22 protein-coding genes and 3 pseudogenes are annotated in these 27000 nt (G+C 45.1%); 20 read left to right on the top strand and 5 right to left on the bottom strand.

Going from position 1 to position 27000, the window contains the following annotated elements:
- Positions 1–275: 275 nt before the first annotated feature.
- From pulA to LGZ98_RS07935, 5 genes are all read left to right on the top strand, one after another.
- A complete protein-coding gene (gene pulA / locus LGZ98_RS07955; RefSeq protein ID WP_262977919.1) occupies positions 276–3548 on the top strand; it encodes a pullulanase-type alpha-1,6-glucosidase in 3273 nt (1090 codons plus the stop codon).
- A gap of 408 nt (positions 3549–3956) precedes the next feature.
- On the top strand, positions 3957–5417 hold the full coding sequence (locus LGZ98_RS07950; RefSeq protein WP_113025983.1) for a DUF3375 domain-containing protein: 1461 nt from the start codon (positions 3957–3959) through the stop codon (positions 5415–5417).
- 39 nt (positions 5418–5456) lie between these two features.
- On the top strand, positions 5457–6374 hold the full coding sequence (locus LGZ98_RS07945; RefSeq protein WP_113042809.1) for a DUF4194 domain-containing protein: 918 nt from the start codon (positions 5457–5459) through the stop codon (positions 6372–6374).
- Entirely contained in the window at positions 6367–9762 is a 3396-nt protein-coding gene (locus LGZ98_RS07940; RefSeq protein WP_262977918.1) for an ATP-binding protein, read from the top strand. Before LGZ98_RS07945 ends, LGZ98_RS07940 begins: the two co-directional genes overlap by 8 nt.
- Positions 9759–10955: a Wadjet anti-phage system protein JetD domain-containing protein gene (locus tag LGZ98_RS07935; RefSeq protein WP_262977917.1), complete on the top strand. Its 1197-nt coding sequence runs from the start codon at positions 9759–9761 to the stop codon at positions 10953–10955. The genes LGZ98_RS07940 and LGZ98_RS07935 overlap by 4 nt, the downstream gene beginning before the upstream one ends.
- Before the next feature lie 41 nt (positions 10956–10996).
- Here the strand turns inward: LGZ98_RS07935 and LGZ98_RS07930 are convergent, their stop codons facing one another.
- From LGZ98_RS07930 to LGZ98_RS07920, 3 genes and pseudogenes are all read right to left on the bottom strand, one after another.
- The gene (locus LGZ98_RS07930) at positions 10997–11392 is read right to left on the bottom strand and encodes a LysR substrate-binding domain-containing protein (protein WP_262977920.1); all 396 of its coding nucleotides are present in this window, start codon (positions 11390–11392) and stop codon (positions 10997–10999) included.
- Between the two features lie 217 nt (positions 11393–11609).
- Positions 11610–12038: a helix-turn-helix domain-containing protein gene (locus LGZ98_RS07925; RefSeq protein WP_113042813.1), complete on the bottom strand. Its 429-nt coding sequence runs from the start codon at positions 12036–12038 to the stop codon at positions 11610–11612.
- Positions 12035–12345: pseudogene (locus LGZ98_RS07920) on the bottom strand (type II toxin-antitoxin system HigB family toxin). Before LGZ98_RS07920 ends, LGZ98_RS07925 begins: the two are co-directional and overlap by 4 nt.
- A gap of 180 nt (positions 12346–12525) precedes the next feature.
- Here LGZ98_RS07920 and LGZ98_RS07915 point away from each other — a divergent pair.
- From LGZ98_RS07915 to cynS, 3 genes and pseudogenes are all read left to right on the top strand, one after another.
- A pseudogene (locus LGZ98_RS07915) lies at positions 12526–12864 on the top strand (IS6 family transposase); the annotation flags it as partial.
- A gap of 170 nt (positions 12865–13034) precedes the next feature.
- Positions 13035–13619 (top strand): carbonic anhydrase, encoded by a 585-nt coding sequence (locus tag LGZ98_RS07910; RefSeq protein ID WP_387491685.1) that lies wholly within the window; start codon positions 13035–13037, stop codon positions 13617–13619.
- Positions 13620–13646: 27 nt separating this feature from the next.
- Positions 13647–14117: a cyanase gene (gene cynS, locus LGZ98_RS07905; RefSeq protein WP_113042815.1), complete on the top strand. Its 471-nt coding sequence runs from the start codon at positions 13647–13649 to the stop codon at positions 14115–14117.
- Positions 14118–14343: 226 nt separating this feature from the next.
- Here cynS and LGZ98_RS07900 read toward each other — a convergent pair whose 3' ends face one another.
- Positions 14344–14724, bottom strand: a complete 381-nt coding sequence (locus LGZ98_RS07900) for an esterase/lipase family protein (RefSeq protein ID WP_228903230.1) — start codon at positions 14722–14724, stop codon at positions 14344–14346.
- Between the two features lie 633 nt (positions 14725–15357).
- Here LGZ98_RS07900 and LGZ98_RS07895 point away from each other — a divergent pair.
- From LGZ98_RS07895 to LGZ98_RS07840, 12 genes and pseudogenes are all read left to right on the top strand, one after another.
- Positions 15358–15855 carry a hypothetical protein gene (locus LGZ98_RS07895; RefSeq protein WP_113042817.1) on the top strand — a complete coding sequence of 166 codons (498 nt, stop codon included), beginning with the start codon at positions 15358–15360 and terminating at the stop codon, positions 15853–15855.
- Positions 15855–16328: a hypothetical protein gene (locus tag LGZ98_RS07890; protein WP_113042819.1), complete on the top strand. Its 474-nt coding sequence runs from the start codon at positions 15855–15857 to the stop codon at positions 16326–16328. The genes LGZ98_RS07895 and LGZ98_RS07890 overlap by 1 nt, the downstream gene beginning before the upstream one ends.
- A 566-nt stretch (positions 16329–16894) precedes the next feature.
- On the top strand, positions 16895–18136 hold the full coding sequence (locus tag LGZ98_RS07885) for an ATP-binding protein (protein ID WP_113042821.1): 1242 nt from the start codon (positions 16895–16897) through the stop codon (positions 18134–18136).
- A gap of 1065 nt (positions 18137–19201) precedes the next feature.
- A pseudogene (locus LGZ98_RS07880) lies at positions 19202–19363 on the top strand (IS1 family transposase); the annotation flags it as partial.
- A gap of 158 nt (positions 19364–19521) precedes the next feature.
- On the top strand, positions 19522–20844 hold the full coding sequence (locus LGZ98_RS07875; protein ID WP_205068561.1) for a radical SAM protein: 1323 nt from the start codon (positions 19522–19524) through the stop codon (positions 20842–20844).
- A 63-nt stretch (positions 20845–20907) separates the two neighbouring features.
- Entirely contained in the window at positions 20908–21153 is a 246-nt protein-coding gene (locus tag LGZ98_RS07870) for a hypothetical protein (RefSeq protein WP_036812610.1), read from the top strand.
- 85 nt (positions 21154–21238) lie between these two features.
- Positions 21239–22012, top strand: a complete 774-nt coding sequence (locus LGZ98_RS07865; RefSeq protein WP_046975491.1) for an alpha/beta fold hydrolase — start codon at positions 21239–21241, stop codon at positions 22010–22012.
- The gene (locus LGZ98_RS07860; RefSeq protein ID WP_046975492.1) at positions 21999–22358 is read left to right on the top strand and encodes a tautomerase family protein; all 360 of its coding nucleotides are present in this window, start codon (positions 21999–22001) and stop codon (positions 22356–22358) included. Before LGZ98_RS07865 ends, LGZ98_RS07860 begins: the two co-directional genes overlap by 14 nt.
- Positions 22346–22828, top strand: coding sequence for an SAM-dependent methyltransferase (locus LGZ98_RS07855; protein ID WP_046975493.1), 483 nt, complete (start codon positions 22346–22348; stop codon positions 22826–22828). Before LGZ98_RS07860 ends, LGZ98_RS07855 begins: the two co-directional genes overlap by 13 nt.
- A 48-nt stretch (positions 22829–22876) precedes the next feature.
- Positions 22877–23611 (top strand): radical SAM protein, encoded by a 735-nt coding sequence (locus tag LGZ98_RS07850; RefSeq protein ID WP_262977916.1) that lies wholly within the window; start codon positions 22877–22879, stop codon positions 23609–23611.
- Positions 23541–24338, top strand: coding sequence for a hypothetical protein (locus LGZ98_RS07845; RefSeq protein WP_262977915.1), 798 nt, complete (start codon positions 23541–23543; stop codon positions 24336–24338). Before LGZ98_RS07850 ends, LGZ98_RS07845 begins: the two co-directional genes overlap by 71 nt.
- Before the next feature lie 12 nt (positions 24339–24350).
- Complete coding sequence (locus LGZ98_RS07840; RefSeq protein WP_228901661.1) at positions 24351–25151, top strand: class I SAM-dependent methyltransferase; 801 nt, start codon at positions 24351–24353, stop codon at positions 25149–25151.
- Positions 25152–25739: 588 nt separating this feature from the next.
- On the opposite strand, the gene LGZ98_RS07835 is transcribed toward LGZ98_RS07840, so the two are convergent.
- A complete protein-coding gene (locus LGZ98_RS07835) occupies positions 25740–26960 on the bottom strand; it encodes a trans-sulfuration enzyme family protein (protein WP_202967588.1) in 1221 nt (406 codons plus the stop codon).
- Positions 26961–27000: the final 40 nt, after the last annotated feature.

Raw genomic sequence — 27000 nt, 5'->3', positions numbered from 1 at the left:
AGGACAAACTTTACGCAGGTGTAGGTCCTGTAACAAGTTACACTTATATCTAATGGAATAATACAAATAAATTCACACTAGGCTTATGTAATAAAAGATTATTACATTATTATCGTGCGCAATATCACGAAAAAGTATCTCCTCCTAACGTCTCCTCCCTCTTAGTATCAAAACTAGGAGGATGCTGACTCATCTGAGACATTATTTAATATTTCATTCCTATTTTATTAACAATAATATCGGCGACGATTTATTTCTATTAAAAAGGTCTGATTATGGTAGCTCCCTTCTGGAAAAGGGCTTACCTAGCCCTATTAAGCAGCACATTCGTTTTGCTACTGGCTAGCTGTGATAACAATCGTTCTTTACCCAAAACCCCGGAGGAACCGATGGCGCATATCCCTAATAAAATACCCAGTGAAGCTGCTACTGCTGGCAATTTTCAGGCAGTGATCCACTTGGTGGACATTGCTAAATTAAGTCAAAGCCCAACAACGAACCGTGACTACAGTACCAACACCCTCTACTTATGGAACGATAAAAATTGTGATGCCTTGGCTTCCCCTTCATCAAGCTGGAACGACACCAGTGCAACTCCCACGGGTAGCGATAGTTATGGGCCTTACTGGGTGATACCGTTAACCAAGAACGAGGGCTGTATCAATTTTATTGTGCGTGATGGTAACAACAATAAATTGATCGACAGTGACCTGAAAGTCTCCTTCTCCGATTTCAGTAATCGTACCGTTTCTGTGATACCCGGCAATTATCAAATTTATGGCAGTCGTGCAGCAGCCTTTAATTCTGTGTTTGGTGTTTCTCAGGCTTCGGCACATTGGGTCGACAACCAGACGTTGTTATGGTCGGGTGGAGCGGATAAGCCTGATGTCCGCTTATATTACAACCGGAATGGCAAGGTGGAAGCTAATGATGAAGGGAACTTCATCGATAGTTATCTGACGTTAACGCCGACGACGCTGAGCCAGAAGACGGCTGAGCGATTCCCGCACTTGAAGAAATTAACAGCGTTCCGCCTACCAGAGGACACGGATGTTGATACACTGCTTACCGGTAATCTGGTGGCGTTGGCTACCAATGAAACTGGCTTGCTATTGTCGGCTACTCAAGTACAAACGGCTGGTGTGCTGGACGACCGCTTCGCTAATGCTGCTGACACACTGGAATATGGAGCGTTAATCAACGATACCGGTGTTACCTTCCGTTTGTGGGCGCCTACTGCTCAACATGTTGGGTTGGTTATCTATGATGCAAATAAACAGGTCATTGCCAATCATGCAATGAATCGTGATCCTGTTAGTGGTTCCTGGTCATGGCAAGGTGATAAAGAGCTGGTTGGTGCTTACTACCGCTATGCTTTAACGGTATACCATCCATATTTCCGTAATGTGGAGCACTACGAGGTTACCGATCCCTATTCCCACAGTTTGTCTACCAATTCGGAGTACAGTCAAGTCATCAATTTAAATGACGAGGCACTGAAACCACAAAATTGGGATAGCCTGATCATGCCGCGTTCGCAAAATACACCGGCGGACATTGCGCGTATGACCATATATGAAGCTCATGTTCGTGATCTCTCTGTTGCAGATGGCACGGTACCAGAAACTTGGCGTGGTAAGTATTTAGCTCTCACCGTTGACAACAGCGATATGTTCAAACACCTTAAGACATTGAGTCAGGCAGGGGTTACTCATATGGAGCTATTGCCAGTATTCGATGTGGCTTCCATTAATGAATTCAGCAATGAAGTGGCTGATCTGAATCACCCGTTTAGCCGTTTGTGCCAAGTCAACCCAAAGGTGAAGAGCAGCCGTTTCGCTGGTTATTGCAATAGTTCACAGACTGTGGGTGAAGTGTTGCAGGAGCTGAAGAGCGGTGACAATGCTAATAACCCGCAGGTACAAGAACTGAATGCAATGATTGCAGAAACTGACTCCTACAACTGGGGCTACGATCCGTTTCATTACTCGGTACCGGAAGGTTCTTATGCTACAGATGCGGAAGGTTCGGTACGTATAAAAGAGTTTCGCGCCATGATTCAGGCCATCAAGCAACAATTGGGGATGAATGTGATCATGGACGTGGCGTATAACCATACCAACGCAGCCGGGCCGACGCCCCGATCCTCAGTATTGGATAAGGTCGTGCCTTGGTACTATCATCGTTTGGATGAGATTACGGGCAATGTTGAATCTAACACTTGTTGTCACGATACGGCTCCAGAGCACCGCATGTTTGCTAAACTCATTGAAGATTCGTTGGTGACTTGGGTTAAGGACTATAAAATCGACGCGTTTCGATTTGACTTAATGGGCTATCATCCCAAGGCCCAGATTTTATCAGCACTAGCAAAAGTACGTAGGATTAATCCATCGGTCTACTTCTTCGGTGAAGGTTGGAATTCTGGGCAGGATGACCGTTTCGAGATTGCTTCACAGATTAATCTTAAAGGCACTGGAATTGGTACTTTCTCTGATCGACTGCGCGACGCGGTACAAGGTGGTGGGCCGTTTGATTCCGCTGACACTATTCGTATTAACCAGGGAGTGGGCAATGGCGCGGGAACGTTACTGAACGAAATGGCTTGGTTAGATGCTAATGAGGTGCGTCATCTGGCGGATCTGGTACGTCTTGGCATGGCGGGCAATTTGGCTGATTTTGTGATGATCGATAAAGATGGGACGGTAAAAACGGGTAGGGAAATTAACTACAAAGGCGCTATAGCCGGTTATGCCGCTGATCCCATTGAGGTGATTAATTATGTCTCTAAGCACGATAACCAAACGCTGTGGGACATAATCAGCTACAAAGCTGCACGTGAGGCGAATCTGGCAACACGAGTTCGTATGCAGGCAATATCCCTCGCCACGACATTCCTTGGGCAAGGATTGGCCTTTGCTCAACACGGATCGGAGTTACTACGTTCAAAATCTTTTACCCGCGATTCCTATAATTCCGGCGATTGGTTTAACCGTGTTAGCTACACCTACCAGGATAACAACTATGATGTTGGTATGCCGGATCAGCGTGTTGATGGCGAAAATTATGCATTGATTGAAAAAGTGAAAAATGTGGTAGATAAACCGGGCCGGACTGAATTATTACAGATGGCGGCTTTTTATCAGGAATTGTTGCGCTTGCGTCAATATTCACCACTGATGACTCTTGGTGATGGTGCATCGGTTAAACAACGTGTTGATTTCCGTAACGTTGGGCCGCATCAGCAGCTTGGGTTGCTGGTGATGACCATAGATGATGGTAATACTACTGGTGATGACCGTGATTCGCGATTTGACGGTTTGGTGGTGATGATTAATGCGGCTCCACATCCTGCCACAGTAAGAGATATTAACGTCAAAGGGTTGAAGTTGAATAATATTCAAAGGGAACTGGGCCATACATCTCTGGCGGCGGGTACCAGAATTGCGAAAGATGGCGCGGTCACGCTGCCGGCTTGGTCAGTAGCGGTGCTGGTTTTGCCGCAAGATGGGAAGCGCGGTACTGGTTTGCCTGTTCGTAGAAAGTAACGCGTAGGCGTTTTCCATTGTTTGTATCGGGGCGGTTTGTCCAGACCGCTCATTTTTACCTTGAAAGGGTACTCCCACCGCTTTTCTTGTTGATGATAATTGAGACATTGTTTATCTTCTTATTATCTGTCTGCGCTAGCAGTTTTTGTTTTTCACCATCATGTTGCCGCTATTCTTCAAAAATAGGTGAGTTTAATAAGTTTAATTCTCCCATTGGTCGCAACGCTGAATAGTTTAAAAGTCAGTAATTTGTGTTGACATAATAAAAAAATATGATGATATGGTTTTATTTGATTGTATCGATTGTAAATTATACAAAATTCTTGGTGGTGGCTTTTTGGAAAGAATGGCAGTGGGCCAATGCTCATCTAATCGCTTTTTATTCATCACCACACAGAGGGAGGCAAGTTGAATTTCCAAGGGTTGCAGGCAAAGTACCGCCGTCTATTTCAGGAAAGTGCTGCCTGGAAACTGTTAAGAGCTGATAATGCTCCTATAATTTTGGCATTTTTGGGGGAGTTATTTTCCGAGGATAGTGAAGTCCCTTTTAGTCGTGCCCGCGTGTCACTTGATGCAGAGTTGGTACGCTGCCGTGAACTTGGCCTTTGGGAAACTGAAACGGGAGCGGGTACTTATCTCAATAAATGGATTCGGGAAGGCTGGTTGCGTGAGATGGATGACACATTAACTAAAACGGATGCCAGTGAAATTGCACTCCGTTTTAGCCAGGGGCTTGATGAACGCAATTCAGGAACCACTGCGTCTCATCTTCGAATTGTACAGGAAGCGGTTAGGGACTTCGCAGTAGCGATTAGCCCAAATGCCGATGAGCGTGTCGCGCTTTTGGAAGATAGAAAATCCGAGATTCAAAGAGAGATTGATGCTCTGAGAGCTGGCGTCGTGACCGAATTAACCAAGGCTGAGCAGCGGGAAAGAATTCGTGAAATTTACCAACTGGCTTCTGTTTTAACGGGTGATTTTCGCCGTGTTGAAGATGAAATTCGTCAGTTGGATCAGGAAATTCGTATTCAAATTATTGAGGGGGATTCCACCAGAGGAGATATCCTTCTTTCTGTTTTAGAAAAAGAAGCATTACTGGCTAAAACGGATGCCGGTAGTGCGTTTGAAAGTTTTTTTGATTTGTTATGTGATCAAAATAGAACTATGGAGCTACGAGATCAGCTTCGAAGTATTTTAAGTCGTCCGGTCGCAGAACACTTAAGTACCCAGCAGCGGCAATTCTTAAGTCAGCTTATGAGAGAACTGAGTCGCGAGAGTGACAGAGTTTTTCAAATCAGGCGAAGAACGGAAGAGAGTTTGCGTGCTTACATAGAGAGTGGTACTGCTCAAGAAAATCGTGCGGTTGATAGATTGCTTGGTCAATTGGAACGACTCGCCATTGAATTAAAGAACTCAGGTTATGACTTACAAACGGCAACAACTCTGTCACTACCCGTTGGCGCGGCAAGTATTAGCTCTCCTGAAAGCATGCTGCTTAAATCACCTGATGAAAAGCTGGATACTTCAGGTGCTGAAGAACAGCTCAACTCTCGGGAACCGAGTATGCAAATGCTGGATTGCCTTGATGTTGTTCAAATTCGATTAATTGCTGAGAGGGCGTTAGCAACGTTAAAAGAGTTTGGTCCAATGACGATTGCGTCTATTGCAAATTATCAGCCGATTAATTCAGGGTTGGAAGAGTTAGTTGCCTATTTGCGGGTGGCCAAATCTGTCGGGGCTGCATTATTGGAAGAAAAGGAATCAATTGAAATCAGTGATAAACGGGGAGTTCGCTTGCGGGCGTCTATACCCACTTTCTTGCTGAGTGCTGACCTGTTTCCAGACAGTTTGGATGAATTGGTTCTTTAGAGTGAATAGAAAATGGTTGTATATATAGTGAGGGCTGTAATGCATGTAGGTAAAAAGTTGAATAAAGATAATGGTGCCCTCGCTACCTCTGGGAAGTCTCATTCCGATCCTCAGGAAGAACAGAAAACAGGGTTCTTCGATCAGTTGATAAAACACCATACTCAATCAGAGTATGATCCGCTTACAGATACAGCCGGCGTTGAATCTGATGTTGCTTTTTCGGTTGTCAACCAAAGCCCATCCGGTGAAGTTGATGATGTATTAGTCAGTAAGCACGTTGAAAACTCAAACAGTGATATGCCGCCTGATGCGCGCCGGGTGCTGGTTAGCTTGCTGCGTCAGGGCGTTATTTTGTCTTCGCAGAAAGCTAAATTGTTTGAATTACTTTGTCGATACCAATGTGCTGTGCGCAAACATCTGTCAGAAGTCTATTTGAAGTTAATCTTAGATGAAAAAGCAGGTGTTGCCTTTATAGCTGGCTTTCAGAATGAGGAAGATACTGAATCATTGGGTATAGATGATGAAGAGGTTGTCTCTCTGATTAGCCGAAGAACGCTCTCTTTATACGATACATTGTTGCTGTTGGTGCTACGTAAACATTACCAGGACCGGGAAACATCGGGAGAGCAAAGGGTTATCATTGATATAGAACGTATAGAATCCCATCTGACACCGTTTTTACCGCTGACAAACAGTACTAAATCTGACCGGAGAAAACTCAAGGGTGCTCTTGAGAAAATGGTGACGAAAAAAATATTGAGTTCGGTCCGAGGAAGCGAGGATCGCTTCGAGATTACGCCGGTGATCCGCTATGTAGTCAGTGCTGAATTTCTCGAAAGTATGCTCAATGAATACCTGAAAATGGCGGGAGAGAAGGGTATTGAGCTAAATAAAAATGGCAGCGATGCTGTTGATTATCAAAATGAAGGGGAAGAGACAGGAGATGAAAATGACTGATCAAACTCTTTCGGCTAATTCATTATTTCATGTTGGTCAAATCAGATTAGCTGAACTCTCAGTTTATAACTGGGGGTCATTTAATGGCTTGCATACCGCGTTGATAGATCCTATGGGAACGTTGGTCACTGGAGATAATGGCGCCGGAAAATCGACATTCATTGATGGCCTTATGGCTTTGCTGCTTCCTGCCGGAAAGGCAACTTTCAATGTAGCTGCGGCACAGGGTGATCGTTCTGACCGGACTTTACTTTCCTATATGCGGGGAAGTTTTGGATCTGCCCATGACGGAGCGGGGACGAGAGTCAGAAGTAAGCGTGAGTCTGGCGTAGTGACTGGGCTTAGAGCCTTATATCAGGGTGATGATGGGTCAAAAATCACGCTTGCGGCGCTTTTCTGGATGACTAAATCGACGAATGTGCTCGCGGATGTGACACGAGTTTATGTTGTTGCCAAAAGAGACCTGACTCTTAAGGAAATGCTTAATGCTTTTGGGAACGGTAATGCTCGGGCATTCAAGCAATGGCTTCGTGATGACCCGACGATTACGTGCTGTGATGATAATTTTTCTGATTATCAAGAGTTGTACCGAAAGCTCCTGTATATGGACAATAAGAATGCGCCTGCACTTTTGTCGCGGGCGTTAGGTCTGAAAAAAATTGATGATTTAACCGGGTTGATTCGTGAATTGGTACTGGAACCGAGTACGGTCAAGGATGATGCTAAAAAGGTCGTGGAAGAGTTTACTGATTTGGTGGCAATTCATAGTCAATTAGTGGATGCAAGAGCACAAAAAGTGCACTTATCTAGGTTACCTGAACTCAACGCAATTATCGAAAAAACCACGAAAGAATTTGCGGAGCTGATAGCTGAGAAAAATAGTCTCCCGGTCTACTTTGGGGAGATTTTCGCACAATTGTGGAGTGAAAAAATTGCCGATATTGAGGCTGAACTGGAAGCTCTACTCCTCAAAATTAGCCAAGCTGAAGAGCAAAAAGTGGATGCGAATAAGTTGGTTGAGCGAAGGCACGAGGAATATCTTCAATTTGGTGGGGATAAAATAGAGTCGCTGAGAAAAGAGGTTGATCATACCCAAGCTCAATTGAATCGGGTGGTTAGAAATTCATCGCAATATCAAACTCATGCTAACGAGCTGGCTCTTCCTTCTGTATTAGAGGAGGCGATATTTCTTAAAAATCAATCCGTAGCATCAACCCGGCTTGCCAGTATTCAGCAAGAAGAAGGAGAGTATCAGGACAGGTTTGCCACCATCAGTGCTAAATTCAGTGAGCTGCAAGCCAATATCCATGATATCTCTCAGGAAATTCGTGAGATCGAGGCAAGACCCGATTCCAATATTGATGTGAAATATCAGCAACTGCGAGATGAACTGGTTAATTCGTTAGAATTAAGTAAGGACCAATGTGTATTTATCGGTGAGCTTATCGATGTCGAAGATCGTGAAAAGAGCTGGCAGGGCGCGATAGAGAGGGCGTTAGGCGGGTTACGAACCACACTTGCTGTGCCACATCATTGTTATTCGATGGTGACTCGCTGGTTGAATACCCGACATACCGGTTTACATGTCCGTGTTCAAGTTGTGAATGATTCTACAACTCAAGGCCAATCGGTGGTGTTTAAGTCTGATGGTTATCTAAGGAAACTGGTATGGCGTAATCACCCTTATCGAGAGTGGCTCAAGCACCATTTGCAGCGATTTGACCTGCAATGTGTTTCAAGTACGGAAGAATTGGATCAAACCCCGTTTTCGATGACACAGCAGGGGTTGATGCACATGGATAAGGGGCGCTTTGAGAAAAAAGATCAGCACCGGATAGACGACAGAAGGCGTTGGTGTCTGGGTTTTTCGAACAAGTCACGTTTAGCCATTCTTAATAACGATAAAAAAGAGTTAACTCTGCAACTGGCAGAAACCGAGAAAAAGGTGAGTCAAGCCCGTCAAGATTTGAATTCTGTTTCTGATCGTAAAATTCTTTGGGAGAAGATCCAAGGTTACCGCTGGGATGATATTAATGCTCCTTACTGGCACGAAAAGCTTTCTGATTTGCAGGCTGACCTCAAGGTGTTGGAACAGTCAGGGGGTGATCTTGATAAGGCCAGAGAGCGTTGGGAGTCGGCTAAAGAGCAGCTAGCTCAAATTCAATCGGTATTAAATCAGCTCAACTCTGATTCTGGTGGCGTTAAAAATACGCTGAAAAATGCAAAAGAAGAATGGAACAAAGCGCAGGCAAAAGCGTCGAAAGGATTACCTGATTCAGCCCGGCAATTACTTGCGATTCGAGTTGGCGTACTGAATACAAACGATTTAGGCCGGATGTCTGAATTGGTGTTGAAAGTTGAAGAAGATTTAGAACGTCTGTTAGATATTAGCCGAAACAGTAAAGACAAAGCGGAAAGATTAGCCATTAGCATTATGGTCTCATTCAGGTCTAACGATCAATGGCAAGTCTTCACAGTTGACTGGCAAAGTAATATTGATGGCTTACCTGATTATCTTAATCATTTGCGACAACTGGAAGAGGAAGGGCTTCCCAACCTTGTGGAGCAGTTTATTGAGCGGTTGAATAAGCATGCAACGCAGTCACTGGCTCGGATTAAAACTAAGCTTGAATCTGAGCGGGAAGATGTCCTTGAACGGATTGGTATCATTAACCGGGTCCTCAAGCGTACAGAGTTTCGATCAGGGACACATTTAAAGCTGGGTTCAAAGAGAGAGAAATTCCCACATGTTAATGAGTTTGAACAGCATTTGCGTAAGGTGCTGAGTCAGGTAACCAGTGATGACCATGAAGCACGGTTCCGTCAGTTGGCTAAAGTAGTTGAAATACTTGGGAAAGCAAGTGCGCCAGGCTCCTCAAATACATTAGAAAGTTTAAGGTTGCTTGATCCTCGTTATCAGATGTCATTTTATGCCGAAGAGTTGGATAGTAATACCGGTGAGATTCGTGATGTCTTGGAGTCATCCAGTGGAAAGTCAGGTGGCGAGAAAGAGTCATTTGCGGCGACTATTGTCGCGGCAAGTTTGGCCTATGTTTTGACGCCGGATGGCTATGATCGTCCGGTTTACTGTACTGTTTTCTTGGATGAGGCATTCTCAAATACGGCTGAAACGGTAAGTCGGCGGGTGCTCCGAGTATTTAGAGAGCTTCATATTCACGTTAATTTGATTACGCCTTATAAAAACCTGAATCTGGCAAGGGAATCTGCTCGTTCACTGCTCATTGCGGAAAGAGATCAGGAAAACCATGACAGCCATTTATGTGAAGTGACTTGGGAAGAGATTGACCGGAGAATGGGCGAAGAGAAGGAGAAAAAGTTGCCTGATGAGGCGGCTGATCTGGGTATTGAGTTTGAGAAACTGACATGAAAAGAGGGCAGTATGAGGTGAGTTGGGGGTTATTACCAGCACAAGTTAAAAGCATCATTAGGCAGCGTGAGTGGGATAGCCTTCCTTCACTAAAAGCCCGGTTACTGGGCATCAAGGCATTCCCTATTCGCGTTGGCTTGAAACCACCCAAAGGGAATTCTGCCATATTAGATATAGTTCATTTCCAACGGTTTATTGATGAGTGGAAATCATTTCCCCATCAAGATGTTGTGGAGTGGTCTTCTAAGAATTTCAGGGAGCTATCTGAGCAACGCATTCCAACTTTTGTTGTCATTGAATCGATGCAATGTCTGATTCAATTTTTAGGGAGTGATGCCCTTTCCCGAAGTAAGGTATGGGAAAGAAATATGAAGCCATTTTTGTGGGTTAATAAAGATCTCTATCCTGCATTGGTTAAGTGCATAGATATTGTGGAAAAACTCTCGTTGAGAGATGCGGAATTATTAGCAAAGTTGCTGCCACAATTAAAGCAAGGCTTAGGGGAAGGGCAATATCTAAGAGCACTGCCACTCATTGGGATTGATACTAAGTTTCTTGAGAATCACCAAATCCTGATCGAAGAGCTGGCCGATATCATTCACAAGGGAGCTGTTTCGGCATCAGGTGGTCTTATTGCCTGGTTGGGGTGTTCAATAAATCCCAAAGGTTGGTTAACTATCAGGCCGCTTTGCCGTGCTGCAATGGCTGCATTTGGTGGAATACCGATACTACAAATACCCGGCGAATTACTTAGACAGTACGAACTTCCAGCATCGAATATATTAGTAGTGGAAAACCTACAGTCTGGTCTGGCATTACCCGAAATGCCTGACACCGTAGCGGTGATAGGCGGGGGGAAAAACATTGCCTGGATGAATGCAGCTTGGTTGAAAGGTAAGCGTGTAGGATATTGGGGAGATATTGATACTTGGGGTTTATCTATTCTCAGTGACGCCAGAGACAAGTTTATGGATATTGAGCCTTTGATGATGGATGTTGAAACTGTTAAAGCCCATGAAGATAGAATGGTTCCTGAACCAAATCCAGTTGAATCCAATCCTACATTGCTAAATGAGGATGAAGCAAAGTTGTTTAATGATCTCATTTCTGGCCGGTTCCAATCTTCACGTTTAGAGCAGGAGCGTCTTTCATCTGATTACATTAGAAACAAGCTTATGAATTGGCTGTCCTAACACAGAAGGGAAGCCGCTAGACACGATATTTTTTCCATTTATCAAAAATCATCACTTTCTTGGTGTACATCGAAACGGCGTGTGATTAGATTGGCGAATGCCTGGCTTGCAGCGCTTCGATATGCACCACGGCGCCACAACAGTACTGCATTGCGTTGCGGTAACGTAGGTCGAATTGCAATGGAATAGAGCCCGGCTAGCTCGTGGGCGATGACATCAGGTAACAGAGTTGCGAGTCGTCCCCGACGGACAATTTCTACGATTGCACTGATGGAGTTGGCCTCAATTGCAATGCGTGGTGTTATCCCCTGTTTCTGGAAGTACAAATCAATATGGCTCCGTGTTGCAAAGTCTTTACTTAGTAACGCTAGCCCTTCATGTTCCAACATTTTCGCCGTCAATGATGTTTGTTGAGAGCATAAAAATGTGTGGGGCACTATATTGGTGTTTATGCCGTTATAGCCGGGAACTATCAACTGTACTGCCGACTAGTCCATTAATTTTGATGCTGAGATACCAACGTCCAAATTGCGCCTTTAGCTCGCCATTCAGAACGGCCATCCGGGGGAAGCATTTAAATGATTGCCCCACACATTTTTATGCTCTCCATTTTTTAATGACCACGGCTGCCGTGTTATGTCGTTTTACTATCAATTAATCAATAAAAACGCTAACCGGTACACCAAAACGAACTGAGAGTTTACGCATAGCTTCAAGCGTTAATGAACGTTCACCTTTCAAAATACGACTAACAAGAGAACGCTTCCCAATCTCGTCCTCAAAATCAGTCTGATTCAGGCCGTACTGATCCATCAATGTACGTAGAATTGCTACACCGCTTTGTGTGCTAGCAATACGTTCATTGAACTCTGTAAACTCTGGCGCACTACTTTCGTAGGTGTCAATTTTAGCCGTAAGCATATCAACCAGCGGACTATCTGGATTGTGCTCGACCAGATATTCTACAAGTTTCATTGCCTCATCATAATCTTTGCGGGAAGTGCTGCCCCCTAAGAGAGGGACAATGCTCACTAGGCTGCTCACCAGGCTATTTGCAGCATGAATTGCTTCGTTGATCATCATTCTTTATTCCTCCGGTAATAATCCGTCAATTTGTCATATTCTGCATGGGTGATATGTGCTTGATAAAAATTTTCCCACGCTCAAAATCTGCAAAAAACATCACTCTTAAATTATTGCCGCCAACATCAATGACCCACCATTTTTCCCGATATTTCATCCGATCCAGACTAGGGAATACGCACTTCATTTCATCTGGAGAACTGAACTTTAAGCGCCGCAACGACTTATATAGATCATCAAGTGCAGCGAAACTATTTGGGTAGCGGCGTGTAGCTAAATCAAACGGCTCCCTTGAAATAACATGCATTTTCATACCTATTGTTTCCAATATGGAAACAGCATGCCACAGCTTTATCATGTTGACAACATGGAAACAAATTATGTTTCCGAAAAAGATTTTCTTTAGACCGAGCAGCCTAACAGAAGGGTTCTGTCGCATTAAGCGGTCATCAGGTAAGCTTCCCTGTTTTTGAGCGAGTCCAGAGTGATGTCCCTTATCCGAAAAGCGTTCAAACGTCTGCATTATCCGGTCGATATCATTGCCCAATGTGTTCGTTGGTACCTCGCTTATGCCTTGAGTCTGCGCAATCTCGAAGAGATGACAGAGCGCGGCATTGGGGTCGACCATGCCACGATACATCGCTGGGTGTTACGTTTGGTGCCCCTGCTCGGCAAGGCTTTCCGACCTCGCAAAAAGCCCGTTGGCTCCCGGTGGCGAATGGATGAAACGTACATTAAAGTCAAAGGCCAGTGGAAATGCCTTTACCGGGTGGTCGATACCGACGGTCAGACGATTGACTTCCTGCTGACCGCTCGCCGCGATGCAACGGGAGAGCATAAAAATGTGTGGGGCACTATATTGGTGTTTATGCCGTTATAGCCGGGAACTATCAACTGTACTGCCGACTAGTCCATTAATTTTGATGCTGAGATACCAACGTCCAAATTGCGCCTTTAGCTCGCCATTCAGAACGGCCATCTGGGGGAAGCATTTAAATGATTGCCCCACACATTTTTATGCTCTCCAACAACAAAAACAAATACGTCGCCGCAGAACGACAATCAACTATTGGAAAATACTATAGCGATGATAGTAATCCGATCTTTGACGCTATAGATAAATTCGTTCATTCTTCATCCATCCGCTTTCTTATCGATCACGATGGAGTGAAGACATGCAGGATATTATTGAAGGCTTTTTATAATTCCAGCGCGAGGTATTTCCAAAGTGTTGCGAGCTTTTCAAGCGGCTTGCTGCCGGCCAAAATCCTCGTACTTTGTTTATCGAGTGCTCTGGTGGATTCTGCGAAAGCGATTAATCAGGCACGTGCGCACGTTAGTGAGATTGCCCGACTTGATTCGATGGTGCGTGAAAACGTCATCGCTCAAATTGCTAATATCAAAACTCACCCGCCCGCGGCGCTCGGGCTGGAACAGGGACACTTGAATCTACACGGCTGGATTTACGACATAGAGGCTGGTTCGATCGATGCTCTAGATGGCTTGGTCGGCCAATTTGTTTCGCTTGCGGACTATCCGCATGTTTCTGCAACGCAATCCGTGTTTCACCACGGCATTTAAATAGCTTATTAATCCAAAGGAATCATTATGACACAATCTCAATACTCCCAAATTCCCCGGCTGGCCCTTACTGATGCTATCATCGACGCCAAGACACGCAAGAATTTGACGTTTGAGGATATTGCACAAGGAACGGGTCTGAGCCTCGCATTCGTTACTGCTGCACTGCTCGGCCAACATCCTTTGCCCGCCGATGCTGCGAGGATTGTGGTTGACCGACTTGAACTCGACGAAGATGCCTTCCTTCTGCTGCAAACTATCCCTGTACGCGGTAGTATACCCGGAGGTGTGCCGACAGATCCGACTATTTACCGATTCTATGAAATGGTGCAGGTTTACGGTTCAACGCTTAAGGCGCTTGTCCACGAGAAGTTTGGTGATGGCATTATCAGTGCAATTGACTTTAAACTTGATATCAAAAAGGTCGATGATCCGAATGGCGGTTCACGAGCTGTAATTACGCTAGATGGGAAATATTTGCCGACTAAGCCGTTCTAAAACAATTGCAATTGTTGGCATCGGCAAGAGGTTTGAATTTGAGAGATAAACTTCTTGCCATTTCAAATTAAAGTTTATTAACTAGCCACTTCGGTTTTTGTATAAGGTGTATAGGGAGTAGATCGAAATTGCCGTTTCGCTCCCTGAATGGCGCCAAACAGAGCTTTGCTGTGGCGGATGGGCATCATTTGATCATGTGTACAGCCAATAATCAGTGTTGTGGCTTTTATCGTAGGAACAATTTGACAGAAGCAGTAACGACAGCTCCTAACAAGTAACCTATCAGTGTGACAGTCTCTCCCAACGCTGCTGCTTCAATAACGGCTTCGACCTGTTTTTCAAGCTGTTCGAGGGGAAGCGTTTCGTTTGCTTTTACTGGTTGAGAAAAATCCGGGGATATAACTCGATTTTCCGAGGCAAGCAGTTGAAGGAGATAACTGAAATGTATCTCTGTGCTGCCGCCAGTGCCATGTACCAAGACGATAGGATTTCTTTTGGTGCTATTCTTATTTGGATCGAGAGGTTGGGATGTGAAGAACTTTACATCTTTTCCATCTACGTTTATGACATTTTCGTTGATATTAAATTTTTGCTCGGATTTATTCATGATAATGAAATATCTCCTGATAGATATGGGTTATATAGAAGCCAAATATAGGTAATTAAACAATGATCTTGTTAGTTGCTTAATTAAATTAATAACTCAGTATAGAGTTATTGCCAAATTATAAAATTAAAATAGTGTTATGATTGAATATTAATATTATTATAAATCCCAATATTAGATCTTATTTATTGTGTTTTTGCTATATTGCAGGCAGGGAAAATAAGTTTCAACCTATTAATTAGGCTGAAAGTTTTTTTCTTGGCTGAATGGAGGGAATATCAAAATATTAAAAAAATCATATGCTGGATTGTCTTATTAATTTCTTATTTCACATTGACAGAATTTCATCCTCATACCATAGTGATTACATCACTTTTTTATATATGATTGCATTGTTAAATAATTTTATTCATCTATTGTTTGAATATTATTGATTTATATGATTAAGAATTACCATTAATACACACAGATCATTTTTCTAAATATTTTATAAAGTATTTTTTCACTCTGACAGCATTCTGCTATAACGCCTGACTCAGTTTATACAATTCATCGGCGTGTGAAGTCTGCTTTAGAGGGATAAAACTGAATGGCATCATCAGATATTTAACACATCTGTTCAGGAGATGAAAAATGTCTACTCGAATCGTGAATGAACAACATCAACAATATGCGATAGCAGAAGGTGAGAAACGTGCTATACGCACGATTAAGCTATTTATTTCTCTGGGCTTTATCGCAGAGGCTGGATTTCTTTTAATGGGGCTTATTTTATTTCCCGGCAATGGCCCTCTGGTATGGCGTCTCGTATGGGCGCTTGGTTTATGTGGTATTGGCATGGGGGCCGCTGTTGGGGGACTGACTTACCTGGTATCAGCACGTTTCACACCAGGAAGTGCCGGCGCTTATATCATGACCGCCGTGAGTAGCGTTCTGTTATTCAGTGTTTGCCAAACACTTTGTTGGGGCTTGGACCACAACGTGGGGCTGAATTATTGGGGTTCAATAGAAATGCCGTTGCTATTCCTGATTAAAGGATATACTGCCGCACTTATTGCTGGCATTTTGGGTAGTTTTCTTCTTAACTCAATAACTGGTGCGAGATTCCTTGCTCGTCTCAAGGTCTTTTAGTGAATAAGAAATTAACTTTGCCTAACAGTTTCGCTATTTCCATATTTCTGGCTGTGTTGGCTGCATGCCTGAATCTTATATTATGGAGCGCTGATATTTTGGAAATGGCACATAGCGTCCCGCTAAAGGGGTTAATGATTATTTGGTATCTCTTGGGATGGGGTTTTGCTCCGGGTTGCCTGACTGCGCTCACCATCAATTCAATCAGGGGAAGATTACCTCAGAGGGTGGGTTCGGTGGTTGCCATGTTTATAAGCTTTCTGTTGGTTACAGGGATTTGCGGTTTGGTTTATGCTTACCTGACAAACTCCGCTTTTATGCAAATTGCTATGGGAGGCATGGCTAATCATCATTCTTCGGTGAATCACGGAACTATTCTTGGTTTTATTACGCAACTGCTGCCCAGTTTATGTGCAACTGTTATTTCAATCATGAATGCTTTTTCGATAAAAATGGGGAAGCAGTTTAGGTGATAAGGTCCAAATAAATTCTTGGTGGTTAAACCGCTATTATTATGTTGACAATTTATTACTTGTGAATTCGCTTCCAAAGCGTAGCTAGTCGACGGTTCTTCTCCCATCTTATCATGGTGCTCAGTCCCCCCGTCATAAAGCGAAAGATATTAGGCCCCAGTTTTGCGAATGCAAGATTGGGGTTTTTTCACGATACAGCTTTACTGTAAGCTTTTTAAGTCCGCTGGCGTTCCTTATCCTCTCTGTGTGCTGGATACAGAGTTCACTGGCGTCGACTCCTCTACTGTCTGATATTGTTAGATTTATTCCTCCAATTACTCTAGCTTTTCGTTACAGTAGTGCCTTTAAGCCCAAAGGAAAAGTTTTGACTGACGTGTAAGAACGTCATAAATCGACAAATAGACGAAAAGGAAACCAGCAAATAGACGCTATGAAAACCAGCATTTGGACGATGGAATAGCCAGCAAATAGACGCTGTACAAACCAGCATTTAGACGATAGCATAGCCAACAAATAGACGGAGCAATTTAAACTTCATTCTCCACATTGAACATAAAAGAACAACCTTGAATAACGCACTACACCCAAGATACATAGCACCACAGCTCAAGGCAGCATTGGCTGATACACCAGTGGTGTGCTTGCTTGGTCCTCGCCAAGTCGGCAAAACAACGTTGGCGAAATCTCTAGAGCCTGGGCGGGCTTACCTAACTTTCGATGACAGCACTCTGCTTAACACAGCTAAAGCCGATCCCACTGGATTTGTACAAAGCTTGCCAGAACGTGTCACACTGGATGAAGTACAGCGTGTGCCAGAGATCCTGCCTGCCTTAAAAGCAACTATAGACATTCATCGTCGACCAGGGCGGTTCATACTAACTGGTTCAGCTAATTTGCTGTTGCTGCCTGGACTACAGGAATCACTAGCAGGTCGCGTCGAAGTAATCTTTTTGCAGCCACTTTCTGAACAAGAAAAGCAGCATAGTCCAACATCGCTACTCGAACAGCTGATCACTAACAAAATTTCTCCTTCAATCAAAGGGGAACAAATCCTCATTGAAGGCGTAGCAGAAGCTATAGTACAAGGAGGTTATCCAGAGCCGAATATGCGCAGTGAGGCGCGAGCTCGTCAGTGGCATAAGCAGTACCTCAACGCCATTATTCAACGTGATGTGAAAGACATTGCCGCGATTCGAGATGAAGACGAATTACTGAGACTCATTAAGATCCTCGCATTGCGTACTGGTAGCCTTTTGAACATCAGTGGATTAGCGAAAGATGTAGGTCTTCAGCGAGAAACCGTTGATAAATACATCACCATTCTAGAGCGCTTGTTCTTAGTGAGACGCTTACCGGCTTGGCATAAAAACCAAGCCAAACGTTTAATAAAAGCCCCTAAAGTTCATGTAGTAGACTCCGGTTTAGCTTGTGCTTTAAACAATATGAGAGTCGACGATTGGCATAACCTTAGTAATGACTTTGGTGCAGTACTCGAAAGCTTTGTGGTGCAACAATTGATCTGCCAATCGGGTTGGGGAGAACATGGACTGCACTTCTCCCACTATCGTGATAAAGATCAGGTTGAAGTTGATCTTGTTATTGAAGATGGTCGAAGAATCTGGGGGGTTGAAATTAAAAAAGCGGCCAGTATACAGCCGAAAGACGGTATGGGGTTGGCAAGATTAGCTTCACTGGCTGACAGAGATTGGCAGGGAGGCATCTTACTTTACACAGGTAACAATTGTCTGCCAATTAGCCACGTACCAAACACATTTGCAGTACCAATGAATGCTCTTTGGGGGCATTGATATCTACCACGTCCTAAAGGACGTGGCTCCCTACAGTCACTACCGCTTCGATCTTTAATAGAAATTTACCGCTATCTTTGAGGAAGCCAAAAGGAGCTGGCATTCTCACTATTATCATATGACTAGATATGTATAACATCATCTGACTGCGAGATCTTTCTATTGCTATTTCATAATAGTATTTAAGATTACATATCAACGAACGCCGTCTAGCGCCCCATGTAGAATGATTAGAGTTTTCTTTTTTTAACAATCCTGTAGGTATAAGATCAATTATAGTCATATGGGCAGAGTTCTTCATTGAAAAAGATATAATTAAAAATAGCGTCCTTAGCACAGACTGCAAAGTATAAGTTATTTAGAAAAAGGGGAATTATCATGTTCAACCGCCCTCCAAGAAACTAAGCTACCAGCTACTGACTTCTTGCCCTTAATAGCTTCTCTCGTCTCGTTTAATGACAATCTATTCTCTACAACATTAAGTTGCTCATTATGAATATGGCAACCACTAGATTTAAGCCAATCAGCTTTGAAGTATGCATATCCTAAGTTATATAACTGCTTTTCAATACACTTTTGGCAATAGCAAATTTAGACATGCTGCCCTGAGTAGCTTTTCTGTTTCTCCGGGTAAAAAACATCAATAAAAAGGGACCTTAGTGAAAAAGGGGAGGAAAAGTAAGTGCGATTAACATATTTGTTTTTTTCATATAGGACGAATAAATCATTAGGATTAAAAGTCTCAAATTCACTTCTTGCTTGATAGGGAACACTAGGCTTATCCCCCCAACCTCCATTAGTTAAAACTATATCCAGTCCGTTTTAAAACTCGAAAAATAAAGCTCTGTCATGATTCACCTAACGCCAGGCCAAAACCGTTTTTCCTTTTACTCATACCAACCTTCCCCCTGATTTTAGCGCATTCAGAAAAACCAGATTAAGTAGCCTTCTTTGCAAAGGCCGGCGCACAACGCAGTGGCCAATATTAAATATTAGTTGAACACTACATACCAGAAATGAGCATAACTTGTAAGAATTAAGTGAACACAACCAAGACTATTGGAGCATATTGTTGGAAAACGTTACACACAGAGGATAGAGCGAACCAATCTCACCCTACGGACACGGTTAAAGAGGTTAGCGAGAAAAACGATTGGCTTTTCCAAATCAAAATCTATGCACGACAAAGTGATTGGTACGTTTATCGAAAGAGAGTATTACTATTGAATCAATTAGTTGAAGAAATAATTCATTGCATTCAGTTTGACTAATTAAGGATACACTGCTTTACTTAATTACATTCGGCATACAAGTTGATTGCATCCGAGTAACAACACACTCATGGCAAGACATTCATTCATAATTTATAAAAATAAGGTTGTGATATGTCTCTGAATAAAATCGTCTATCAAGACAATGTCGGCGGTATTGTTGCTCTTCTTCCCACGGGGAAAGTGGCTTATTTTCATCCCTCGGTGAAGCCTTATATCGAACAATTTAACCGGGGCGACATGCCGAAAGATATGGCTTTCTTTGAAGATTTTATTCTCGAATCTCCTTTTGTCGCGCTGGATAATTTTCACCTTTCCGCACCTGCGATCGCTTTTATTGAAACCACCAACCTCTGCAACCTGCGTTGCCAGCATTGTTATGCCTGGTCGGGGAAAAAGCGGGACAACGAACTTTCCACCGAAAGAATTAAGGCGCTCATTGATGAGTTCGAGGCCTTGGGGGTCTTGCAAGTCTTTCTGACTGGGGGCGAATTGTTTGCCCATAAAGATGCTATCGAGATCATTCAGCACGCCCGGCAAAAGCCATTTAGTACCCAAATTTTTAGTAATGGCCTGCTCATTACGGAAGAAAAACTCAAGCGCATCCCCAAAGGTCAGTCGTTTTTTGTCAGCTTTGATACCGCCGTACCGGAACGAACCGTGCGAGGAAAAATGAACTTCCCGAAATTAAGAGAATGCTTCGAGCTCATGAGTCAGTATGGCCATGTCGTCCGCACCGCCGTGTCTGTCCATAACCAGAATATCAATGATGTTGAAGAAATCTTCCAGTGGTGTGTGGACAACGGCTTTCCCCGCCCGCAATGGCTGGAAACACATCCCATCGGCAGGGCATTGCTCAATCCACATATCATTTTACAACCTGAACGGCTTGATGAAGTCTTTGCGATTTACGAACGTTGTATGGATCGCTTTCAGGGAGATGATGCCGATTCCCCGCATGAGTCCCTGATGGGGAAAAAGACAGGCGCGTTCACCTCCGATGACATTCACGGCGTTGAGACCATTAAGTTTTGTCAGACCTTGGAGTGGGCGACCCAACAAGAAAAATGTGGCCGTTCAACGGCTTATGTGAATAGCTCTGGGGAAGTGTTTCCTTGCAGTAACTGTATGAGTAACAAGATGTATGGTGCCGGAAATATTAAAGATCGGTCCTTTCAGGAGATATGGGAGACAGGCTTCTCAGATTTCAGGGGCAAGACCTTTGCCAGACATACCGTCTGTCAGTCCTGCGATGTTCAGCAAAGTGGCGTCTGGTGTCAGTTTCGCTGTCCTCCGCTTGCGAAAAATGTGTCCGGGGATGAAGCGGGCTGTGGCGCAACCGAGTATCTGCGGCTGTTTATGATTAAATCGCATCAGTATTGGACGTTAAGAAGACGCCAGGGTTTGAAGCTCAAATTGATCGCACCGGACAATTAAGTCGCGGCTCATTCTGGCAGTGGCTTTTTTGTTGTTTCACTCACAGCAATAGGAGCAAAAGCAATGAGTAAAAAAAGAGTTCTCGATATGATCCCGGATGAAGGGGCATCGATTGTCGCCTCTCCCGGAAAGAAATTTACCCGGATCCATATGGATCTATCCGCAGATGATGGCATTACTCTAGCGATGGTCGGCGCTGCAACGTCTTTAGCCAATAAAGAGAATCGCCATTCCATTACGCTCAAACCGACGAAAGAAGGGATTACCTTAGCCATGGTAGGGGCAGCCTCTGCGGCCTTGAAAAAGTAATCACAGGTGTTGCGTATGTGCATTCTCAATTCTGTACATACGCACACTTTTTGCGAAGACGCGTTTTGCAGACAGGTCCGGGACGATGAACCCTACTTCTCAGCACTATCATTTAAAAGATGCGGATCACCAGCCTTTTCGAGTGCATATGACGGTGCCCGATACCCCATCATCTCCGCTTTGCTGTGTGTTCTTGCATTCCGGTCACATGACGGCATTTGATGCCCCCGCCCGGGAAAATGAATTCTTCTCCGCACTGCAACGGAATTTAGCAGCGCTTGGTATCGCGACCCTTGATTTTGATTTGCCTGATAAAATGCAAGCGGACGAAATCGCCTGCGCGACGGATATCCAAAAACGATATGAACGCTTCAATCAGGTGATTCAGGCCCCACTTTTTGAACCATTCAAGCGCAACTACTGTGTGATCGGGCTGTCCTTAGGCGGACAAATCCTATTAAAGCTGCTTGAAGATTCAAATCATGCCCATGCTCACTGCCGACAAGTTTTTTTACTCAGTACCGTGGTTGAACAACCTGTGTATGTCTATGCAAACCCCGATGCCATTCATCTAATTTATGGCAGCCGGGACTGCATTGCCTATTGTGATGAGACAACCGAGACCGTCGAACAAGTCTGCTCCCCGGACACTTATTCAAAAGACAGCGCTGACTATGTGGTGACACGCAAATCACAAGAGAAACACATTCATATTCTTCAAGGTGTTGGACACTTGATGGATATGCAGACGACAGACAACCCGCCCTGCGATCCGGCCGATTATCTTGCGGCTCTGATCGCCGGCGAATCCAAATCTCCATGTACCGCATCTGTTGAGGCGAATCATGCCAATCATTGAATACCTCTCGCTGGAACCTGCACCGCCAGAAGCATTTTTGAAAACTATCTGTGACCGGATTCAGGTGATCTTGCAGCTCGCGCCCAATCATGTGTGGTCGTTCTGGCACCCGATCGATCCGGCTTGTTTCTTCAAACCGGACTGGGAAACCGCGAGCGCTTCGGCCCCGCTGGTCAAAATTCGCTGTAAATCCACGTACTCCAACCAAGCCGTGCAAGACATCATCACCTGTGTTGCCAATGGCATTGTTGAGGTATTTGGCGTCAACCGGGATGAGATCTATATCGTTGTCGATCGGGTACATCCTGACCATTTATTCGTAAGAGGGCAGCTATGGAGCCAGTAGATACCACTATATTTACCCTACACCCGATTGGCTGGGTGAGAAATGAGAGAACGACCACTCAAGACGATTTCTGGGGCAGCGTGATCTCAACCATCACGCTCGATAGCAACCAGTTCACCCCGGCAGCGACGCAAGGTTTGAGTGAGTTTTCTCACTTGGTAATTGTGTTTGCGATGCACAAAGTCCCTGCTGAAAAAATCGTCACCGGTGCAAGGCACCCGCGGGGTCAGACGGAGCTGCCGCTAGTCGGCATCTTCGGGCAACGGGCCAAAGCGCGCCCCAATCGGCTGGGGGTGTCTTGCTGTGAACTGCTGGCCTGTGATGGGCTGACCTTAACCGTCAAAGCCCTTGATGCCATTGATGGCACACCGGTGATCGACATCAAACCTTATATGCAAGCCTTTGAGCCACAAACAGAAATACGTGAGCCTGCATGGATCTCGGCCATTATGGCACAGTACTATGACTAACGAGTGATTCATGCCCTGAATCATTACTGACATTCGAGGAGCATCATCATGATGCGCATGGCCCATCCGACTGTTTTAGAAACATTGTTACATGACAATCCAGAACTCAATATTCCGGTTCACGAGTACAATATTAATGTGACCTCAAATCACGGGGATATTCTCAATGATGTAGACACCTTTCAGGCCTACAAAGACTTTGATGGTGCCGGCAAAGAGACCCATCTCTACCTGCACTTGCCTTTGTGTGATTACATCTGTCACTACTGTAATTACGTCAAACGACGGATCAAAGCCAATGACAAAATGCATGAGCTGGAGATTTGGGCAGATTTGCTGATTCAGGAATCCAATTTGTATCTGACGCAGGTGCCGTGGGTGCGTCAGGCGCAGATTAAGTCATTCTACATCGGCGGCGGCACTGGCGCATTATTACTCAATAATCCGGTGGCGATCACCAAACTGATGACCTATATTCGCGAGAATTATCAGCTGGCGGATGACTGTGAAATCAGCATTGAAGGCAACCCGGAAAATTATCTCCCGCAGCATGTCGAACTCGCCCTGTCGCTAGGATTTAACCGCTTCAGCATCGGCATTCAAAGCCTGCAAAATGAGGTGAATGACTTCACCAATCGTCGTCATACAAAAAGAAGACGCCCTGAATGCCATTCACGTTTTAAAACAAACGGGGAAACCCTTCAGTACCGATATGATGTTTGGCCTGCCGCACCAAACCATCGACACGGTCACGCAAGATATCCGCACGCTGGTCGAAATTGAGGTACCGGCGATTACCATCTATCGGCTGAGAAATTCTGATCGGGAAAGTATGGGCATTGGCAACGCGTCGGTATGGAATGCAGATCGGCAGAAAGAAAAGCTCGATGCACAACACTTGCTGCCGGGTGTGATTGACACCTACAAAATGCGGGATGCGATTACCAAGATCCTTTGGGCCAATGACTATCACCCCAGTCCATGTGGCTGGTGGAATAAAAAAGGCACCTACAAGGATAGCAATATTCCCCGTGTCTCTAAAGATAAGTGGGAAAAATACAACACCATGATTGCTTTAGGGCCGGGCGCGTATGGCTGGCTCTCCGGCGGCAATGACACCATCATCCAAACGCACAATCAGACCAACATCAACCTCTATATGACCTACATGCAAAGCAACCCGACTGCGCCCCCACTCGCATTTGGCCGTGTTCTTGAAGGCAATGTCGCCATCGGGACTAAGCTCGCCTTCGCTTATAAAGCCAATCAGCCGATTCGGGTGCAGGATTATCAGACTCAGTTTGGGGTTCACATTCTTAAAGAAGCGCCTTACAAGCAAGTCTTTGATACCTTGATTCAGAAGGATCTCATCACCCTATCCGAGGACCAGTCTTATCTTTTACCGACATGGAAAGGCGAAGAGCTCCACGAAGAAGTCATGTATGTCTATTTCCATCAGATGATTGGCGGTGCGGATCAGATTCTGTGTCGGCGGGTTTCCAGTGCATAAGGGCGAATGACCATGGTCAGCAAATCCGTGACTCAGGCGGCCCCGACATCGCCCAACGAGGCCGCGTTTAAGGATTTTTTCTCTGAGCAGGCCGCGGTGTATCAGCAGTTTCGCCCGCAGTATCCGGCTGCCCTATTCGAATATTTACGGTCATGGGTGACAGGCGATCCTCCTGTTTGGGATTGCGCGACAGGCAACGGACAGGCCGCTCAAGGCCTTGCCACCTGCTTTTCGACGGTTATCGCCACCGATGCCAGCGCGGCACAAATCAATCTTGCTAAAGCCTGCGCAGGGGTGATTTATCAGGTCTGCCCGGCTGAGCACCCGCCATTTCGTGATCAGTCCATCGGTTTAATCACGGTTGCAGAAGCCATGCACTGGTTTGACCTGCTCCGCTTCTATGCAGAAGTTGCTCGGGTACTCCAACCCGGTGGGGTGCTGGCCTGTTGGAGTTATGGTCACTGCCATGTGTCTGATACCATGGACGCTGTGATTCATACGTATCGACAGACCACGTTGCAAGACTATTGGCCCACCGAAGCCAAACAAGCGGACGTCACCCACTACCCACTGCCTTCAGGATTTGAAGCCATACCATCCCCCACCTTTTATATGCTGGCGGAATGGAGATTCGAGCAATTAATGGGCTACTTATACAGTTGGTCCGCCACCCGGCGGTATCAACTGGCTCGGCATCACAATCCGCTTGATGCTGTTGAACAAGCTTTGCTACCGCTGTGGGGAGATGCGCATCAATCCCGGATGATTCAATGGCCGATGCAGCTTCGCATCAGTAAAAAGCCTGTCCACTGATTTGCTTAATTTAGATGCTGGATCTGGTTTGGTGCGCGGTGACGTTTCTCGATCAATTTGACATTATCGAACACGCCCCACATGCTTTTGGAAAGACCCAAAAGCATGGAAAAGGTCTTCTTTCATACGCTTGCCAGAATCGGATTTTCAAGCACATCCCTGTACTCAAAATCCTCAATCCCGACTCCTGCGGGCTTTTTCTTCATTTGAATGGGTGCTCGTTTTTTGAAGAAATCAAAAGATGCACTGGTAGATGATTTGAACTCGGAGTGAGGGAAAAAATTCAAGGAAGAATTTTTAGGTTTCTCAACTCAGGAGGAGCTTAGAAACCGATCCCGTTTTGCTATGATAATGTTGAATCAAAAAGAGTTTTTCGCCTGTCTTTGAGCCCTCAAAAACAGGCAGGGGCGCACACGATGCAGTAAAAGGGAGCGGTGAAGGTTGGTGCGTAACATACCTGACCCGATTCAAATGGATACATCCCAAAAGAGTCAATGTAGCGAGTTCAATGTAATCAAAAGAAGCGATAAAGGTGAGCACGCAACATACCGAAAGCAGACTCAAAAATAGACATAGAACGATTCATCCTCACATATTCTCATAAAAGGCTTGCGCTAAATCCGCCACAATATCCTGCACATCTTCCAGCCCCACAGACATTCTGACCAAAGATTGGTGAATCCCATACGCCTGTAAGGCCTCTTCCGGGTAAGCCGAATGCGTCATCGAGGCCGGATGCTGAATCAGCGTTTCAACATCCCCAAGGCTCACAGCCCGCTTCACCAACTGAAGTCGATCGAGAAACGCCTGCGTTGCAGCCTGATCTCCTCGGTATTCAAACGAGATCAACCCGCCATAGAGATCCAGCAACTGGGTCGCCAGCGCGTATTGGGGATGAGTGGCTAATCCGGGATAGTACACCTGTTTGACCATGGGATGATCCTCGAGAAAGTGGGCGACCGCCAGCGCATTGAGACTATGCCGTTGCATTCGAATGCCTAGTGTTTTCAACCCACGCAACACAAGAAAAGCCGACAAAGGCGACAGTGTGGCACCCGTCAAACATCGCAAGCCATGCATCCGAACCGTTTTCATCGTCTCTTCACGGCCCAGCACCACCCCGCCAAGGACATCCCCATGGCCGCCGATGTATTTGGTCAGGCTATGAATCACCATATCTGCGCCGTGCTCAATCGGCCTGAGCATCATGGGCGAGGCTAAGGTGCTATCGACTACCATTTGCGCATGGTAAGGTTGGAGAAGAGATGCCACCGCCTGAATGTCAATGAGTTCCAGTAAAGGATTGGAGGGACATTCAAAAAACACCAGTACTGTCTTGTCAGACAGCACCTCCCTGAGCTGTTGAAGATCAGTCATGTCAATCAAAATCACCTGCACACCAAATTTCGGTAATTCCTGAGTCAGCAAATTATAACTGTTGCCATACATCTTATTGTGCGCAATCACAACATCCCCGGACTGAAGTAAACTCCAGACAACGCTGCTGAGCGCCGCCATCCCAGATGCGAACGTCACTCCGGCTTCTGCGCCTTCCAGATCAGCCAGTCTGGATTCTAATAACGATTGGGTTGGATTATGGACCCGGCCATACACATAGCGCTGTTTTTCACCCGCAAACACCATGGCGGCCTCTTCACAGGTCTCAAAGGTATAAGAGGCGTTCACATACAGTGGCGGGGAAATCGCCTGATATGGGTCTTCAAATTGTTCTGAAGCACTATGAATGGCCCGCGTTTCCAGTTGCATCGTTCTGTTTGTATTCTTTTGAGAGATATCGCTTTGAGACATATTGCATCCGCCATTGAATTCATATTCTTTCAAAGTATAG

The organism is Photorhabdus kayaii, assembly GCF_025384895.1.
Lineage (GTDB): Bacteria > Pseudomonadota > Gammaproteobacteria > Enterobacterales > Enterobacteriaceae > Photorhabdus > Photorhabdus kayaii.
This window is presented reverse-complemented; position numbering and strand designations above follow the sequence as displayed.